The 15,566-nt window shown below is 68.1% G+C and carries 16 protein-coding genes; 9 read left to right on the forward strand and 7 right to left on the reverse strand.

The genetic code is table 11. The features are described 5' to 3' along the window. The first annotated feature begins 5 nt into the window (after positions 1-5). The 5 genes from DIR46_RS21420 to DIR46_RS21440 are packed head-to-tail and all read left to right on the forward strand — an operon-like array spanning position 6 to position 5,125. A complete protein-coding gene (locus tag DIR46_RS21420) occupies positions 6-362 on the forward strand; it encodes an STAS domain-containing protein (protein ID WP_109347049.1) in 357 nt (118 codons plus the stop codon). Next, positions 362-829, forward strand: a complete 468-nt coding sequence (locus tag DIR46_RS21425) for an anti-sigma regulatory factor (protein ID WP_205289018.1) — start codon at positions 362-364, stop codon at positions 827-829. The genes DIR46_RS21420 and DIR46_RS21425 overlap by 1 nt, the downstream gene beginning before the upstream one ends. Then, positions 817-1,845 carry an ATP-binding SpoIIE family protein phosphatase gene (locus tag DIR46_RS21430; protein ID WP_109347050.1) on the forward strand — a complete coding sequence of 343 codons (1,029 nt, stop codon included), beginning with the start codon at positions 817-819 and terminating at the stop codon, positions 1,843-1,845. The genes DIR46_RS21425 and DIR46_RS21430 overlap by 13 nt, the downstream gene beginning before the upstream one ends. Further along, on the forward strand, positions 1,842-3,218 hold the full coding sequence (locus DIR46_RS21435; protein ID WP_109347051.1) for an ATP-binding protein: 1,377 nt from the start codon (positions 1,842-1,844) through the stop codon (positions 3,216-3,218). The genes DIR46_RS21430 and DIR46_RS21435 overlap by 4 nt, the downstream gene beginning before the upstream one ends. After that, positions 3,215-5,125, forward strand: a complete 1,911-nt coding sequence (locus DIR46_RS21440; protein ID WP_109347052.1) for a hybrid sensor histidine kinase/response regulator — start codon at positions 3,215-3,217, stop codon at positions 5,123-5,125. The genes DIR46_RS21435 and DIR46_RS21440 overlap by 4 nt, the downstream gene beginning before the upstream one ends. A gap of 10 nt (positions 5,126-5,135) precedes the next feature. Here DIR46_RS21440 and modC read toward each other — a convergent pair whose 3' ends face one another. Genes modC through modA form a run of 3 tightly spaced genes read right to left on the reverse strand, consistent with a single transcriptional unit; the run spans position 5,136 to position 7,640 of the window. Next, positions 5,136-6,212: a molybdenum ABC transporter ATP-binding protein gene (modC, locus tag DIR46_RS21445; RefSeq protein ID WP_109347053.1), complete on the reverse strand. Its 1,077-nt coding sequence runs from the start codon at positions 6,210-6,212 to the stop codon at positions 5,136-5,138. Beyond that, on the reverse strand, positions 6,209-6,892 hold the full coding sequence (gene modB / locus DIR46_RS21450; protein WP_109347054.1) for a molybdate ABC transporter permease subunit: 684 nt from the start codon (positions 6,890-6,892) through the stop codon (positions 6,209-6,211). Before modB ends, modC begins: the two co-directional genes overlap by 4 nt. A gap of 4 nt (positions 6,893-6,896) precedes the next feature. After that, positions 6,897-7,640, reverse strand: coding sequence for a molybdate ABC transporter substrate-binding protein (modA, locus tag DIR46_RS21455; protein ID WP_109347055.1), 744 nt, complete (start codon positions 7,638-7,640; stop codon positions 6,897-6,899). A 102-nt stretch (positions 7,641-7,742) separates the two neighbouring features. Between modA and DIR46_RS21460 the strand changes: the two genes are divergently transcribed. Then, the gene (locus DIR46_RS21460; protein WP_109347056.1) at positions 7,743-8,555 is read left to right on the forward strand and encodes a TOBE domain-containing protein; all 813 of its coding nucleotides are present in this window, start codon (positions 7,743-7,745) and stop codon (positions 8,553-8,555) included. Positions 8,556-8,559: 4 nt separating this feature from the next. Here the strand turns inward: DIR46_RS21460 and DIR46_RS21465 are convergent, their stop codons facing one another. The 3 genes from DIR46_RS21465 to DIR46_RS21475 form a co-directional block, all read right to left on the reverse strand. Next, the gene (locus DIR46_RS21465) at positions 8,560-8,841 is read right to left on the reverse strand and encodes a PAAR domain-containing protein (RefSeq protein WP_109347057.1); all 282 of its coding nucleotides are present in this window, start codon (positions 8,839-8,841) and stop codon (positions 8,560-8,562) included. A 118-nt stretch (positions 8,842-8,959) separates the two neighbouring features. Further along, positions 8,960-10,369: a M16 family metallopeptidase gene (locus DIR46_RS21470; protein WP_109347058.1), complete on the reverse strand. Its 1,410-nt coding sequence runs from the start codon at positions 10,367-10,369 to the stop codon at positions 8,960-8,962. Between the two features lie 10 nt (positions 10,370-10,379). Continuing rightward, positions 10,380-11,765: a M16 family metallopeptidase gene (locus tag DIR46_RS21475; RefSeq protein WP_229446348.1), complete on the reverse strand. Its 1,386-nt coding sequence runs from the start codon at positions 11,763-11,765 to the stop codon at positions 10,380-10,382. 288 nt (positions 11,766-12,053) lie between these two features. On the opposite strand from DIR46_RS21475, the gene DIR46_RS21480 reads away from it, so the two are divergent. Together DIR46_RS21480 and DIR46_RS21485 are read left to right on the forward strand one after the other, a co-directional pair. Next, positions 12,054-12,842, forward strand: coding sequence for a GIN domain-containing protein (locus DIR46_RS21480; protein WP_109347060.1), 789 nt, complete (start codon positions 12,054-12,056; stop codon positions 12,840-12,842). A 24-nt stretch (positions 12,843-12,866) separates the two neighbouring features. Further along, positions 12,867-13,490 (forward strand): tetratricopeptide repeat protein, encoded by a 624-nt coding sequence (locus DIR46_RS21485; RefSeq protein ID WP_109347061.1) that lies wholly within the window; start codon positions 12,867-12,869, stop codon positions 13,488-13,490. A 4-nt stretch (positions 13,491-13,494) separates the two neighbouring features. On the opposite strand, the gene DIR46_RS21490 is transcribed toward DIR46_RS21485, so the two are convergent. Then, entirely contained in the window at positions 13,495-14,838 is a 1,344-nt protein-coding gene (locus DIR46_RS21490; RefSeq protein WP_229446349.1) for an SGNH/GDSL hydrolase family protein, read from the reverse strand. A gap of 207 nt (positions 14,839-15,045) precedes the next feature. Here DIR46_RS21490 and DIR46_RS21495 point away from each other — a divergent pair, with 207 nt between their 5' ends. After that, positions 15,046-15,564 (forward strand): Rv1443c family protein, encoded by a 519-nt coding sequence (locus DIR46_RS21495; protein WP_109347063.1) that lies wholly within the window; start codon positions 15,046-15,048, stop codon positions 15,562-15,564. Positions 15,565-15,566: the final 2 nt, after the last annotated feature.

Raw genomic sequence — 15,566 nt, forward strand, 5'->3', positions numbered from 1 at the left:
GGAACATGGAACGCATCCCGATCCTGCGCATGGGCGACCTGCTCCTGGTGACGATCCAGGTGGACATGCACGACCGCCTCGCCATGCAACTGCAGGATGACCTGACCGAGCGCATCGTGAGCGACGGCGCCAAGGGCGTCCTGATCGACATCTCGGCGCTCGACCTGGTCGACTCCTTCATCGGGCGCATGATCAGCAATACCGCCGCCATGGCGCGCGTGCTCGACGCGCGCACCGTGGTGGTGGGCATGCAGCCGGCGGTCGCGATCACGCTGGTCGAGCTGGGCCTGACCCTGGATGGCGTCAAGACCGCGCTGAATGTCGAGAAGGGCATGGCCCTGCTCGGAAAGAGCTTTAAATAATGGTCGGCGCGCATACCGATGCCGTCCTGTTCGAGACGCACCTGCTGGATCACCGCCGCCAGCACCGTACCGGGCGTGTGACCCTGCGCCTGCACTCGGACGAGGACGTGGTGGGCCTGCGCAAGCAGGTGCGCGAGCGCGCGGTGGCGATCGCGCTGTCGCTGGTCGACCAGACCAAGCTGGTCACCGCCGCCAGCGAGCTGGCGCGCAACACGATCAAGTACGGCGGCGGCGGCGAAGTCCACCTCGACGGACTCGATGACGGCATGCGCAAGGGGATCGGACTGTTGTTCGTCGATGCCGGGCAAGGCATTCCAGACATCGACAGCGCCTTGCGCGATGGCTTCACCACCGGTGGTGGCCTGGGCCTGGGCCTGGGCGGCTCCAAGCGCCTGGTCGACGAATTCGACATCGACAGCCGGCCGAAGGAGGGCACCGCGGTGCTGATCGTCAAATGGAAACGCTGATCAGTTCACAGTCCCCGCAGTATGTCTTCGCCGTTTCCCACGCCAGCGACGTCGCCGCGGTGCGCCGCGCCGGCCAGAAGCTGGCCGATTCGCTGGGTTTCAATGAAACCCGCGCCGGCCAGCTGGCCCTGATCATCACCGAAGCGGCCACCAATATCCTCAAGCACGCGGGGGAGGGCGAAATCCACGTCGGTCCGGCGCAGTCGCCGGCCGGCATCGGCGTCGACGTGCTGGCGCTCGACCGGGGGCCGGGCATCGCCGACCTGGCCGGCAGCCTGGTCGACGGCGTCTCGACCGCCGGCACCGCCGGCACCGGCCTGGGCGCGCTGCACCGCCTGTCCGACGAATTCGACGTGTATTCGACGCCCGGGGCAGGTTGCGCCTTCTTCATGCGCCTGTGGCGCGACGTGCCTGGTCCGAGCCCTTGCGGGGTCGAGGTGGGCGCGCTGTGGACGGCGATCCGGGGCGAGGAAGCTTGCGGCGACGGCTGGGCGGTCGCCTGCGAGGCTTCCGGCGCGACGCTGCTCGCCGCCGACGGACTGGGGCACGGTCCGGACGCGGCGCGCGCCGCCAACGGCGCTATCGGCGCCCTCGAACGGCGCGGGCCGCTCGGGGCGAGCGAGATGATGCATCTGGCGCACGAGGCCTTGCGACCGACGCGCGGCGCCGCGCTGGCATCCGCGCGCATCGATTTCGAGGCCGACGAGCTGCGCTTCGCCGGCGTCGGCAATATCGGCGCGGTCGCGATCGACGAGACGCGCCGCGCACTGGTGTCGCACAACGGCATCGTCGGCCACAATATGCGCAAGGTGCAGGAGTTCGCCGTGCCGTTCGGCCCCGGCGCGCTGTGCATCCTTCATTCGGACGGTATCGAGACTCGCTGGGACCTGGACAAATACCCGGGCCTGCGGGGGCGCAGCCCGACCCTGATCGCGGCGGTCCTGATGCGCGACTACATCCGCGGCCGTGACGACGCCATGGTGCTGGTGGTGCGTCGCGTGGCGGAGAAGGCATGAGCAAGGTCCAGCGCATCCTGAGCGTCGGCCTGGACAGCGACCAGGACGTGGTGCTGGTGCGCCAGCGCGCGCGCCAGATCTCGGCGCTGCTGGGCTTCTCGCAGCCGGACCAGGTGCGCGTCGGCACCGCCGTCTCGGAAGTGGCGCGCGGCGCCAGCCACCAGGGACCGGGCGGACGCGCGCTGTTCCAGTTGCGCGAGAGCGAAGGTCGCCAGCACCTCGAAGTGCTGCTCAGCGGCGGACAGGCGCGCGCGGCTGGCGCCGACGCACCCGAGACCGAGTCGCTGCGCGAACTGGCGATCATCACCGCGCACCGCCTGATGGATGCCTGCGAGGTCGATCCGGGCGATGCCGGCGCCTCCACCGTGACCGTGCGCAAGGCGCTGCCGCGCCACGAACACGTCACTCCAACCCGCCTGGCCGAGATCGGCGCGCGCCTGGCGGACAGCCCGGTGTCGAACCCGGTGCGCGAGCTGGAGCTGCAGAACCAGGAATTGCTGGCCACCCTGGCCGAGCTGCGTGAACGCCAGGACGACCTGCTGTCGCTGACGCGGGAACTGGAAGACACCAACCGCGGCATCGTGGCGCTGTACGCCGAGATCGAGGACAAGGCCGAGCGCCTGCGCCGCGCCGACGAGATGAAGTCGCGCTTCCTGTCCAACACCAGCCACGAATTGCGCACGCCGCTGTCGTCGATCCGCGCGCTGGCGCAGCTGCTGCTGGACCGCATGGACGGCGACCTGACCGGGGAACAGGAACGGCAGGTGAAGTTCATCGCCGATGCCGCCAGCGACCTGTCGGAACTCGTCAACGACCTGCTCGACCTGGCCAAGATCGAGGCCGGGCGGGTCGAGACCCACGTCGAGCCGGTGGTGGTCGAGAACCTGTTCCGCGCCCTCAAGGGCATGCTGCGTCCGCTGGTGGACGAGGCGCGGGTGGAGCTGATCTTCGAGCCCTCCGGCATCGACGAGCCGTTCTATTCGGACGAAGGCAAGATCTCGCAGATCCTGCGCAACTTCATCTCGAACGCGCTCAAGTTCACCGAGCAGGGCTCGGTGCTGGTGTTCGCCGCCCACGACCCGGAGGCCGACACCATCGCCTTCGCGGTGGCCGACACCGGCATCGGGATCAGTCCCGACAACCTGCAGCTGATCTTCGAGGAGTTCAGCCAGATCGAGCACCCATTGCAGCGCCGCAGCAAGGGCACTGGCCTCGGCTTGCCGCTGTGCCGCAAGCTGGCCGACCTGCTCGGCGGCCGGGTCGACGTATCGAGCACCCTGGGAGTGGGTTCGACGTTTACACTGACCCTGCCTCGCACGCCGCCAAATAGACCGCAGCAACCGACCATGGATCCTGATGGAACCGCATCATGAATAGTCATCCGACCCAGATTCTCAACGTCGACGACAACGACGGCGCCCGCTACGCCAAGACCCGCATCCTGCAGAGCGCCGGCTTCGACGTGATCGAGGCGGCCAACGGCACCGATGCGCTCGAGATGGTCAGGCGCCACCTGCCGGCGCTGGTGCTGCTCGACGTCAAGCTCCCGGACATCAACGGCATCGAGGTATGCCGACGCATCAAGGCCGAATCGGACAGCAGCAGCAGCGTGCTGGTTCTGCAGACCTCGGCCGCGCTGACCGGCCGCGCCGACAAGATCCGCGGCCTGGAGGGCGGCGCCGACAACTACCTGGCGGCGCCGATCGAGGCCGACGAACTGATCGCCAACGTGAATGCGCTGCTGCGCATGCGCCGCATCCAGGTCGACCTGCGCGACAGCGAAGAGCGCTTTCGCCAGCTGACCGACAATATCGACGACGTGTTCTGGATGTTCTCGGTGCCGGGCCGCGCGCTGGTCTACGTCAGCCCGGCCTATGCCCCGGTCTGGGGGTGCAGCGCCGAATCGTTGCGTGACGATCCTGGCGGCTGGCTCGAGGCCGTGCACGCCGACGACCGCGCGCGCATGACGGCGCGCTGGGAGCGGCTGGCCGAAGAACCGCACTACGACGAGGAATTCCGCATCCACGGCGCCGACGGCCAGCTGCGCTGGGTGCGCGATCGCCTGTTCCCGGTGCGCAATGCACGCGGCGAGGTGTACCGGGTCGCGCGCATGAGCAGCGACATCACGGCGCGCAAGGAGATGGAGGCGCTGCTGCGCACCGCCGACAGCAACAAGAACCAGTTCCTGGCCACCCTGGCGCACGAACTGCGCAATCCCCTGAGCCCGATCCGCAACGCGGCGGCCCTGCTGGGCGCCAGCGGCGAGGGCGCGGCCGAGCGCCAGGCGCGCGCGCGCGACGTCATCACGCGCCAGGTCGACCACCTGGCCCATCTGGTGGACGACCTGCTGGACGTGGCGCGCATCTCGGAAGGCAAGATCGTGCTGCGCAACGAAGCGGTCGACCTGAAGGGCGTGATCGCGCAGGCGATCGAGACCGCGGGGCCGCTGATCGCGACGCGCGAGCACAGCCTGGACGTGCGCCAGCCGGACGAGGACCTGTGGGTGATGGGCGACCCGGTGCGCCTGGCCCAGTCGGTCGGCAACCTGCTGCACAACGCGGCCAAGTTCACGCCGGCCGGCGGCGCGATCGTCCTGGGCGTGGAAGTGAGCGGCGACGGCGAGGATCAACGGGTGCGCATCTCGGTGCACGACAACGGGATCGGCATCGACGCCGACAACCTGCCGGGCATCTTCGGCATGTTCGCCCAGGCGGCTGTGCCGCCGGACCGCGCGCCGGAAGGGCTGGGCATCGGCCTGTCGCTGGTGTCGCACCTGGCCGAGCTGCATGGCGGCCGGCTGGAAGCGACCAGCCCCGGCATCGGCCACGGCAGCACCTTCTCGATCGAACTTCCGCTGCTGCGCGCCGCGTCCGGCGCGCCCGCGGCCGCGCCGCAGGAAGCCGCGGACAGCCCCGAGTCCGGCGGCATGCGCGTGCTGCTGGTGGACGACAACGTCGACGCCATGGAGATGATGGGCTTCCTGCTGGCCGAGATGGGCTACCAGCCGGTCACCACGGCCGATGCCGGCGAGATCGAGGCGCTGGCGCTGCGCCACAAGCCGCAGGTGATCGTGCTCGACATCGGCCTGCCGGGCGTGGACGGCTACCAGGTCGCGCGCCGCCTCAAGGGCAATCCGGACCTGGCGCATATCCGCCTGGTGGCGCACACCGGCTACGGCTCGCCCGAAGACCGGCGCCGCGCGCAGGAGGCGGGCTTCGACGAGCATCTGGTCAAGCCAGCCGAGTTGTCGGACCTGGAAGCGGCGCTGCGGGGCGGTTGACCCGCAGCGGTCACGCCAGCAGCGCCACCGCCTTCACCTGCGCCCACAGCGCAAGCCCCGGTTCCACACCCAGCTCGCGCCGCGAACGCTCGGTGATGTGCGCCAGCAGCGCGGTTTCGCCGATCTTCAGGCGCACCAGCACCTGGCCCGGCGCCGCCGCCGGGCCTACCGCGTCGACGACGGCCGGCAGGATATTGGTGATGCTGCTGCCGCGCGGGCGCTCGAGCGCCAGGCTGACGTCGCGCGCATGGATGCGGCAGCGTACGCGGCTGCCGACGGCGGCGTCGCGCCGCCCCACCAGCAGCTCGCCGCCGGGGAAGGCCAAATGCGACAGGCCGTCGGCATCGCGCCCGGCGAGCACGGTCTCGATCATCACGCCGGCATCGTCATCGAAGTTCGCCGCCAGGTCGAGCCGCGCCAGCGTTTCGGAAAGCGGTCCGCTGGCCAGCACGCGTCCCTGTTCCAGCACCACCAGGTAGTCGGCCAGGCGCGCCACTTCGTCGGCCGAGTGGCTGACGTAGACCACCGGCAGCGCCAGCTCTTCGTGCAGGCGTTCGAGATAGGGCAGGATCTCCTGCTTGCGCTTCATGTCGAGCGCCGCCAGCGGTTCGTCCATCAGCAGCAGGCGCGGCGAAGCGAGCAGGGTGCGCGCGATCGCGGCGCGCTGGCGTTCGCCGCCCGACAGCGTGGCCGGACGCTGCTTCAGCAGGTGCTCGATGCCGAGCAGTTCGGTCACGGGCCCGATCTCGAAGCGGCGCGCCTCGCGCGGCAGGCGCTTGAGGCCGAACTCCAGGTTGGCGCGCACGTCCAGGTGCTCGAACAGGCTCGCCTCCTGGAACACGTAGCCGATGCCGCGCCGGTGGGTCGGCACGTACACGCCGCGCGCATCGTCCTGCCAGGTTTCGTCGCCGACGGCGATGACGGCGCCCGGCGCCCGTTCCAGTCCGGCCAGGATGCGCAGCAGCGTGGTCTTGCCCGAGCCGGAATGGCCGAACAGGGCGCTGACGCCGTGGTCAGGCAGGTCGAGGTCGGCGTCGAGGCTGAACGCGCCGCGATCGAGTCTTACCTTGATGCGTATGCCGCTCATCGCCGCGTCCCCCTGACCGATTGCGGGTAGACCGTGTACAGCACCAGCAGCACCACGAACGAGAACGCCAGCATGCCGCCGGCCAGCCAGTGGGCCTGCGTATATTCCATCGCTTCCACGTGGTCGTAGATCTGGGTCGAGACCACGCGCGTCTTGTCGGGGATGTTCCCGCCGATCATGAGCACCACGCCGAACTCGCCGATGGTGTGGGCGAAGCCGAGGATGGCGCCGGTGACGAAGCCGGGCCGCGCCAGCGGCACCACCACCGACCAGAAGGTGTCCCAGGGCGTGGCGCGCAGGGTGGCCGCGACTTCCAGGGGGCGGGTGCCGACCGCTTCGAAGGCGTTGGTCAGGGGCTGCACCACGAAGGGCAGCGAATAGAAGACCGAGGCGATCACGAGGCCGGTGAAGGTGAACGACAGCGTGCCCAGGCCGAGGGCCTGGGTGGCCTGTCCGAGCGGGCCGTTGGGGCCCATCGCCAGCAGCATGTAGAAGCCGATCACGGTGGGCGGCAGCACCAGCGGCAGGGCCACCACCGCCCCGACCGCATGCCGCAGCCTGGAGTGCGTGCGCGCCAGCCACCAGGCCAGCGGCGTGCCGAGGACGAGCAAGAGCAGGGTGACGACCGTGGCCAGCTTGAGCGTCAGCCAGATCGCGGCGAAATCCGAAGCATCCAGCATCCGGTCAGACTTCGTAGCCGAAGGTGCGGATCAGCGCTTTCGCCTTCTCGGTGCGCAGGTATTGCAGCAGCGCCTGGGCAGCAGGGTTCTTCGCGCCCTTGGCCAGCAGCGCGGCGTCCTGGCGGATCGGCTCGTGCATATCAGCCGGGACGATCCAGCCCGAGCCCGAAGTAAACTTGCCGTCGCGCCAGACCTGGGCCTGGGCCACGAAGCCCAGTTCGGCATTGCCGGTGCTGGCGAACTGCCAGGCCTGGGCGATGTTCTCGCCCCGGACGATGCGTGGCTGCACGGCCTCGTACAGGCCGAGCTTTTGCAGGGTGGCGACGGCGGCGGCGCCATACGGCGCGGTCTTCGGGTTGGCGATGGCGAGGTGCTTGTAGCTGCCGGTCTTGAGGACGCTGCCGCTGGCGTGGACGACATTGTCCCTGGCCGACCACAGCACCAGGCGGCCGGTGGCGTAGGTGAAGCGGCTGCCGGCCACGACGTGGCCTTCGGTTTCGAGCCTGGCCGGGGTTTCGTCGTCGGCCGCCAGCAGCACCTCGAACGGCGCGCCGTTGCGGATCTGGGCGTAGAACTTGCCGGTGGCGCCAGTGGCGACGATGGCCTTGTGGCCGGTGTCGCGCTGGAACTCGGCGGCCAGCTTTTCCATCGGACCGGCGAAGTTGGCGGCGACCGCGACCTGGACCTCGCCGGCATGCGCCGTTCCCATGATGGTCAATGCGAGGAACACGCTGACTAGGTGCTTCATGGTTTTTTCTCCGGGTAAGAGTGGGAACGTCGTGGTAGCCTGCTGATTGGAAAGGCATGCGCTATATACTGAAGTATATAACGAAAGATCACACCACAACAGATGAGTACGGAAGACAAGGAAATCGCCCTCGAGGGCAAGGTCTGGATGACGGTCGGCGGCGAGAACCTGGGCGGCAGCAACCGGGTCGAACTGTTGTCGGCGATCGGGCAGCTCGGTTCCATCACCGGCGCCGCCAGGGCGGTCGGCCTCAGCTACAAGGCGGCCTGGGATGCGATCGACACGATGAACAACCTCGCGGGCCAGGCGCTGGTGGAGCGCGTCAGCGGCGGCAAGGGCGGCGGCGGCACGCGGCTCACGGCGCGCGGCCGCCAGCTGGTGGACAACTTCAGGACGATCGAACAGGTGCACAATGATTTTCTCGACCGACTCAACCGCCAGGCCGGCGACGTGGCCGACGATCTCGCGCTCTTTGCGAGGTTCAGGATGAGGACCAGCGCGCGCAACCAGTTCTTCGGCACGGTGGCCCGTGTGGCGCGCGGCGCCGTCAACGACGAGGTCGAGCTCGAGATCGCGGGCGGGCAGACGATCGTCGCCATCGTCACGCGCGAGAGTGCGGAAAATCTCGGACTCGCGCCAGGGCGGCAGGCCTTTGCGCTGGTCAAGTCGTCGTCGGTGATCGTGATGACCGAAGGCGACGGCGCACGGCTGTCGACGCGCAATCGACTGAAGGGCCAGGTCACGCGGCTGATGCGCGGCGCGGTCAATTCCGAAGTCGTGATCGCGCTGGCGGGCGGCGGCAGCGTGGCGGCCACCATCACCAATGAAAGCGTCGATGCGCTCGAACTGGCCGAGGGCGCGGCGGCGACCGCGCTGTTCAAGGCGTCGAGCGTGATCCTGGGCGTGCCCGAATAGGCGCCTACTGGCCGCACAGGTGCTGCACGGCGACCAGCCGCGGCGGCGGCTCGCAGCGGCACAGGCACAGGTCGCCGTCGAGGGCATATTGCCTGCCGTCGTGGCGCGCCGGCAGGCGCGGACCGTCGAGGCCGATGATGCCCGTCGTTCCGCAGACCGGGCAGGACACCTGGTCGCCTTCGAGCGCGACCTTTACGCCGTCGAGGGCCAGCAGCGAGCTGGCCGAGGTCACGGTGCCGCCGGCCGTCGTCGATGCGCCGAGCGTGATGTAATAGCGCGTTGCCATGTCCCACTCCTCGTATGCAAGGCTTGCAGCATAAGGATGGACCGGGGAGCCGGTCTTGACAACCCATAAAAAAGCCCCGCCAGGGTGGCGGGGCTTTCAGGTCAGCATCTGCGCTGGATTACTTGTCCTGCACCGTGAACGCGCCATACGGCTTGAGCTGTTCCTCGAGCCTGGACGGATCGCCGACCACCACGATCGACTGGTTCTCGGGCGAGAAATACTTCCTTGCCACGGTGCGCACCTGCTCCGGCGTGACTTTCTGGATCTGTGGCACGTATTCGCCGAGGAATTCCGGCGGCAGGCCGACCAGCCAGTTGGCGGCCAGGGTATTGGCGACCGAGCGCTGCAGCTGGTTGCTGAGCAGGTAGCCGCCCGCGACATAGCGCTTGTTCATGTCCATCTCCTTGGCCGGCACGAGGTCGGCGCCAAGGCGCTTGTACTCCTTGAAGTATTCCTCCAGCGAGGCGCCCGTCACTTCGTTGCGCACGTCGGCGCCGCCCACCATCATGCCGCCCGCACGGCTCATGCGCGCGCCGGCCGAAGCGCCATAGGTATACCCCTTTTCCTCGCGCAGATTGGTGTTGATGCGGCTCGAGAAACCGCCGCCCAGGATGGTGCTGGTCAGGCGCAGCGGGATCTGGTCCGCCGCGCTGGCCGCGATGCCGGGGCTGCCCAGACGCAAGGTCGACTGCACGCTGCCATCGCGCGCGAGCAGGATGCGCGCCGGTTTCACGCCGGTCGCCACCGCCGGGGTGTCGGGCAGCGCCGCGCCGCCCGCCTTCCAGTCGCCGAAGGCGGCCCTGGCAAGCTTCATGGCCTCAGCCTCGGTGATGCGGCCGGTGACCACCAGCAGCGCGCGGTCGGGGCGGAAGCGCTTCGCGTGTTCCGTGCGCAGCATGCCGGCGCTGAAGGCATTGATCGACTCGACCGTCGGGTCGGTGCGGCCATACGGGTGGTCGCCATACACGGCCTTCTTGATCGCGCGCTCGGCGCGGAAGGTCGGCTGGGTCTCGGATACCCGCAGCGACTGCAGCGCATTGGCCTTGGCCAGCGCCACCTCGTTCTCGGGGAAGGACGGCTGGCGCACGATCTCGGCCATCAGCTCCAGCATGCCGCTCGCCTGCGAGGCGAGGGCGTTGCCAGAGACGATGATGCCGTCGGCGGCCGGGCTGGCCGCCACTTCGCCGCCCATGCCCTGGGCCGCTTCGGCGATCGCGCGCGAATCGCGCTTGGCCGTGCCTTCGTTGAGCATGCCGGCCAGCATGGCGGCAAAGCCGCTCTGGTTCGGCGCGTCGGCCGCGAAGCCGGCCCCGCGCAGCGCCAGCACGTAGTCCACGCGCGGCAGGCCCTGGCGTGGCACGACCCAGACGGTCAGGCCGTTGGACAGGGTCTGCCTGGCGATCTTCGGCGCCGGGATCGATTTTTCCTGGCCGTAGGCGGGCATGCCGGATGGCGTCTTGGCGTCGGCGGAGTGGGCCGCCGGCGCGAAGGCGAACGAGATGGCAAGTGCGAGCATCAGTTTGTTCATGATGCGCTCCTTATTTGGTGTTGGTGGTGGCCGACGCAGTCTTCGCTGCCTCGATCATGGCGGCCGGCTTGCGGTCGATGACGGTGCGGTTGGCCGGCACCAGATAGGTCTTGACCGCGCGCTGGATGTCGTTCGAGGTCACGCCCTCGATCCAGCCCGGGATCTTGTTGACCACATTGGCGTCGCCCCACAGGGTCTGCAGCTTGGCCAGGGTGTCGGCGCGGTTGACGAAGCTTTCCAGCTTGTTGTTCCAGTCGGCCAGCATGCGCGTCTTCACACGCTTGAGTGTCGCGTCGTCGACGCCGTCCTTCGCGATCTTCGCGATCTCTTCGTCCATCGCCTTGAGCACGGCGTCGGCGCTGCTGTCGGGCTTGTACAGCGCGAACACGGTCATCAGCGTCGGGCCGTTGTATTCCCACGGACTGGTCAGGCCGAACATGGTGTCGACGTTGAGGGCGATCTCGCGGCCCTTCACCAGGCCCTGGTAGAACAGCGAGGCATCGCCGCCGCCCAGCAGCTCGGCCAGCACCGCGATCGGCGCCTGGTCGCGGCTGCCGCGTTCCGGCACCTTCCAGGCCGCCGCGATGGCCGGCACCTGTGCCAGGGCGTCGCTTTGCTCAAGCCGTTTTTCGGCGGTATTGAGCGGCTCCGAGAAATCGGTGCCCTTCGGCACCGGGCGCGCCGCGATGCCGCCGAAGTATTTCTGGGCCAGCGCAAAGCCCTGCTGCGGCGTGATGTCGCCGGCGATCGCCAGCACCGCGTTGTTGGGGCCGTAGTAGTCGCGGTGGAAGGCGCGCACGTCGTCCAGGCTGGCGTTTTCCAGGTCTTCGAAGCTGCCGTAGCCGTCGTGGTTGTTCTCCCATTTCTGGAAGGCGTGCTGGCTGATGTCGATCCACATGAAGCCGCCGTAGGGCTGGTTCTTGACGTTGACGCGGATCTCTTCCTTGACCACGTCCTGCTGGTTCTTCAGCGTGGTGGGGTTGAAGTCGAGCGTCTTCATGCGGTCCGCTTCCAGCCACAGGATCGGCTCCAGGCTCGAGGCTGGCGCGGTCTCGATATAGTTGGTGAAGTCGGGACGGGTCGAGCCGTTGTTCCAGCCGCCGCCGGCGGTGATGGTGGTGTCGAACACGCCCTTCGGCGCGTTCGGCGTGCCCTGGAACATCAGGTGCTCGAACAGGTGGGCGAAGCCGGTGCGGTTGCGCGGCTCGAGGCGCATGCCGACGTGGTAAACCACCGAGACGCCGACGGTCGGCGAGCTGCGGTCTTCCGACACGATGACGGTCAGTCCGTTGTCGAGTTTCTTGGTATTGACCGGCAGGGTCCACTGGTCGCTCGGGGCGGCGAAGGCCGACATCGACAGGGTGAGCCCGGCCATCAGGACAGGTAATTGGCGCATGCGCATGGAAACCTCATGATGATTGTTGGGGCGACGGCAGCGAGCCGTCGGCGGCTCATCTTAGCGCAATGGCATGTTGATAAGTGGTCTTTTTATTGTGCCATCGCACGGCTTATGCCTGTCTATGCCGATCTCATGCAGACGGCATCCATCCCCGGCGTGTGCATTTCGGGGGGCGAATCGTGCAGTTCGTCGCATCGGCCATCGACCTGCTTGGCTTTCAGGCTATAGTTGCAACATGACAAGTCCCGGCGCAATGCCGGCGCAAGAATTTACTGGAGAGAATGGATGAACCACCTGATCAAGCTGGGCGCCGCCATTGCCGTGCCGTGCGCCTTGTTCTTGGCGGCGATCGGCGTCGCCGAGGCCGCGCCGGAGACGAGCACCGAGACCCGCCCGATCGATGCGCGCGTCGTGCGCGTCAAGCTTGAAGGGGTGGGCGACCTGAAGATCCGGCAGGGGGCGACCCCGGCCCTGGTGCTTACCGGCGATGCGCGCCTGCTGTCGCGGACCACGACCTCGCAGAAAGGGGATACCCTGAACATCGAGACCGAGGGCCGCAATTCCGGCTTCAGCTTCGGCCGCTCGTCCGGCCTGCAGGCCGAACTGGTGCTGCCGAACCTGCAGTCGGTGTCGTCGGAAAGCGTCGGTTCCACCGTCGTGAGCGGGTTCGCCGGGGAAACGCTGAGCATCAACCTCGATGGCGCCGGCTCGATGTATGTATCATCGTCGGAATACCGTACCATCAAGGCCAGCCTGGGCGGCGTCGGCAACCTCAAGATCCAGGGCGTGAACAGCGAGCACGTCGACCTGAGCCTGGGCGGCGCCGGCTATGTGACCCTGAGCGGGCGCAGCAAGAACCTCAGGGCCGAGCTCGGCGGATTGGGTGGGCTGGACGCACAAGCCTGCACGGTCGACTCGGTCACGCTGGACCTGTCCGGGCTCGGCAACGCCACCGTCAACGCCCAGCGCAGCGCCAACCTCGCGCTGTCGGGCATGGGATCGGTGACGGTGTTCGGCAAGCCGGCCAATCGCAAGGTCGCCCTCGATGGCCTGGGCAAGGTCAACTGGAAATAACGATCCAGATTCTGTGCACGAGACATGAAAAAAATATTCCTTGTGACGCTGCTTGCCATCGGCCTGCAATTCGGCCTGCAGGCGAGCGCCCGGGCCGGCTTTGCGGAGGGCGCGAGCGCCTACAACGCCCGCAACTATGCGCTGGCATTGAAAGAAATCAGTCCGTTGGCCAAGGCCGGCAATCCCGACGCCCAGCACCTGCTGGGCCTGATGTACTACATGGGCCGTGGCGTCACGCGCGACTACAAGCAGGCCTTCGCCTGGCACCTGAAGGCGGCCGAGCGGGGCAAGGCCGACGCCCAGTACGTGGTCGGCGCCATGTACTACACCGGCAACGCCGTGCCGCAAGACCAGAAGCATGCGGTGAGCTGGTTTCGCAAGGCGGCCGAGCAGGGCAATCCCGACGCCCAGCATGCGCTGGGGCTGATGTACCGCTACAGCGTGGCCGGCGTGCCGCAGGATGCGGTGCTGGCCTATATGCTGTACAACCTGGCCGCGGCCGGCGGCCACCGCAACGCGGTCGAACAGCGCGCCGCGATCGGCAAGAAGATGACGCCGGAACAGATCGAAGAAGCCCAGGCCCTGTCGCGCACCTGGAAGGTGGGCACCGCCTTGCCGACCGCGTCGAAGACCGGCGGCAACACATGATCCTTCAACGGCGCAGCAGGTCCAGCGGCATCGCCTCGCCCAGCGCCGCGTGGCCGCGGTCGTTCGGGTGCAGGTGGTCGCCGCTGTCATAGGCCGGCAATAGCGTGCTCGGGCGCGCCGGGTCGCGCAGCACGCGGTCGGCGTCGAACACCGCATCGAACTCTCCGCCGCTGCGGATCCAGGCGTTCACCGCCTGGCGCAGCGCGTCCTTTTCAATCGAGTACAGCGCCGTGCCTTCGAACGGCGCCAGCGTTGCGCCGACCACCGCGATGCGCGCGGCGTGGGCGCGGGCGATCAGCTGGCGATAGCCGGTCACCAACTCTTCCAGCGTGACCGGATCGGCGGCCGAGCAGTTGCCGATATCCTCGATGCCGACCATCAGCACCAGCTGGCGCACGCCGCTGGTGGCCAGTACGTCGCGCTCGAAGCGCGCCAGGGCGCTGCGTCCGGCCAGCGGGTTGGCCGGGTCGTCGCGGAGCAGGCGGTTGCCGCCTATGCCGCGGTTGATCACGCCCGGACGCCCAGCGGCGTTGCGCTCGTCCTGCAGACGCCGCGTCAGCACGTCGGTCCAGCGCCGGTTGGCGTCATTGCTGCTGCGCGCGCCGTCGGTGAGCGCATCGCCCAGCACGACGATGGCGCCTGTCGCGCCGTCGACCTCCAGCGCCGTCAGGAAGGGCCAGGCGGTGATCGTGCGCTGGACCGGCAGGCTGGCGCTGGCGGTATGGTCGCCGCTCGGCGACACATAGCCGGTCTGGCGCGCCTGGCTGTGCACGGTAGTCGCCTGCACGGCGCCCGGCAGGTACAGGCTGACGGCCACGTGCGCGAGCGGCGGCAGGTTCAGTTCGACCGGATCGGACAGCGCCGGCGCGCCGGCCGGGATCGTCACGCCGGCGTGTCCGCCAAAGGTCAGGGCGCGGTCGGTGCCGGGCGCGAGGTCCGAACCCTGGGCGCGCAGGCCGATGCGCGCCGCGCCGATCCGCAGCGGCGCCGCGCCCAGCTCGTTCGACAGGCGGATGCGCACGCGGTTGCCGCCCACGCTGGAGCGGACGATCAAACGCAGGGTCTGGTGATTGAAACCGTGCAGGCTGGCGTCCGGGGGAGGGCCGGCCGGCGCCGCGCCCCAGCTCGCGGTCCAATGGCTGGTGTCCCGGGATTGGCCCATGACCGGCTGGCCGGCCAGGGTGATGGCGGCGGCCAGCATGGCGCCGGCCAGCAGCAGGCGGCGCAGTGCAGGTGTGACACGGCGTGGTGAGAAACTGAGCTGTGGCAAAAGCCGGCGCGCGGCCGCGGCCAGGGCGGACAGGAAACGGTTCATGTGCAGCTCCTCGGGCGCCCATGCGATAGGCATGAGCTCGTAATGACAATCTAGCCTCGCCGGGCGATGTGGAAAAGATGGCAGGTGGCGGGTTCGTTGCGCGATATCGAAGCGCATATTGATTGCGATTCCAACAAGAAAATCCGAGCCATCTAAAGTTGGCGGTAAGCGATCTGGCGAACTGAGCGGAACGCCGATGCGGTCCAGCATGGGAGCGAACACATCGACAAGGAGGTGGACATGGCGGATGTTGAATTGACGATGACGACCCAGGTGCCGGTCTCGACACAGGAAGCCTGGGCCTGGTCGACCTCGCTCCAGAGCGTACGCGCCGAGATGCGGCCCTTGCTGAAGCTCGTGTTTCCGAAAGGAATGACGGACATCGGCGCCAATACGATGCTCGGCAAGTCGCTGGGCCGCTGCCAGTTTTTGCTGTTCGGCTTGTTCCCGGTCGATATGTCGAAGTTGACGTTTACCGAAATCGTGCCGGGTCATCGCTTTGTCGAACAGTCGCAACTGCTCTCGATGCACGCCTGGCGCCACGAGCGCGTGATCACGCCGGCCCCGGACGGCCGCGGCGCCCTGATTACCGACCATGTGAAGTTCGCGCCCCGGTTCGCTGCTCCCGTCGTGCGCGCCATGGTGAAGCTGCTGTTCGCGCACCGCCACAAGATGCTCGCGCGTGCGCTCGGCGCTCAACCTCAGGAAATTGCCCAAAACAGAGATGGAAGGGCGCGCCGGGACAGGTCCGCGTGGTAGGC

The organism is Massilia oculi, from assembly GCF_003143515.1.
In the GTDB taxonomy this organism is placed as follows: Bacteria; Pseudomonadota; Gammaproteobacteria; order Burkholderiales; family Burkholderiaceae_D; genus Telluria; species Telluria oculi.

Coding starts and splice junctions, on each gene's coding strand:
- DIR46_RS21480 (WP_109347060.1), top strand. CDS start 12,054: ATGAACCACCTGATCAAGCTGGGCGCCGCCATTGCCGTGCCGTGCGCC.
- DIR46_RS21430 (WP_109347050.1), top strand. CDS start 817: ATGGAAACGCTGATCAGTTCACAGTCCCCGCAGTATGTCTTCGCCGTT.
- DIR46_RS21465 (WP_109347057.1), bottom strand. CDS start 8,841: ATGGCAACGCGCTATTACATCACGCTCGGCGCATCGACGACGGCCGGC.
- modC (WP_109347053.1), bottom strand. CDS start 6,212: ATGAGCGGCATACGCATCAAGGTAAGACTCGATCGCGGCGCGTTCAGC.
- DIR46_RS21495 (WP_109347063.1), top strand. CDS start 15,046: ATGGCGGATGTTGAATTGACGATGACGACCCAGGTGCCGGTCTCGACA.
- modB (WP_109347054.1), bottom strand. CDS start 6,892: ATGCTGGATGCTTCGGATTTCGCCGCGATCTGGCTGACGCTCAAGCTG.
- DIR46_RS21440 (WP_109347052.1), top strand. CDS start 3,215: ATGAATAGTCATCCGACCCAGATTCTCAACGTCGACGACAACGACGGC.
- DIR46_RS21490 (WP_229446349.1), bottom strand. CDS start 14,838: ATGCCTATCGCATGGGCGCCCGAGGAGCTGCACATGAACCGTTTCCTG.
- modA (WP_109347055.1), bottom strand. CDS start 7,640: ATGAAGCACCTAGTCAGCGTGTTCCTCGCATTGACCATCATGGGAACG.
- DIR46_RS21460 (WP_109347056.1), top strand. CDS start 7,743: ATGAGTACGGAAGACAAGGAAATCGCCCTCGAGGGCAAGGTCTGGATG.
- DIR46_RS21435 (WP_109347051.1), top strand. CDS start 1,842: ATGAGCAAGGTCCAGCGCATCCTGAGCGTCGGCCTGGACAGCGACCAG.
- DIR46_RS21485 (WP_109347061.1), top strand. CDS start 12,867: ATGAAAAAAATATTCCTTGTGACGCTGCTTGCCATCGGCCTGCAATTC.
- DIR46_RS21420 (WP_109347049.1), top strand. CDS start 6: ATGGAACGCATCCCGATCCTGCGCATGGGCGACCTGCTCCTGGTGACG.
- DIR46_RS21470 (WP_109347058.1), bottom strand. CDS start 10,369: ATGAACAAACTGATGCTCGCACTTGCCATCTCGTTCGCCTTCGCGCCG.
- DIR46_RS21475 (WP_229446348.1), bottom strand. CDS start 11,765: ATGCGCCAATTACCTGTCCTGATGGCCGGGCTCACCCTGTCGATGTCG.
- DIR46_RS21425 (WP_205289018.1), top strand. CDS start 362: ATGGTCGGCGCGCATACCGATGCCGTCCTGTTCGAGACGCACCTGCTG.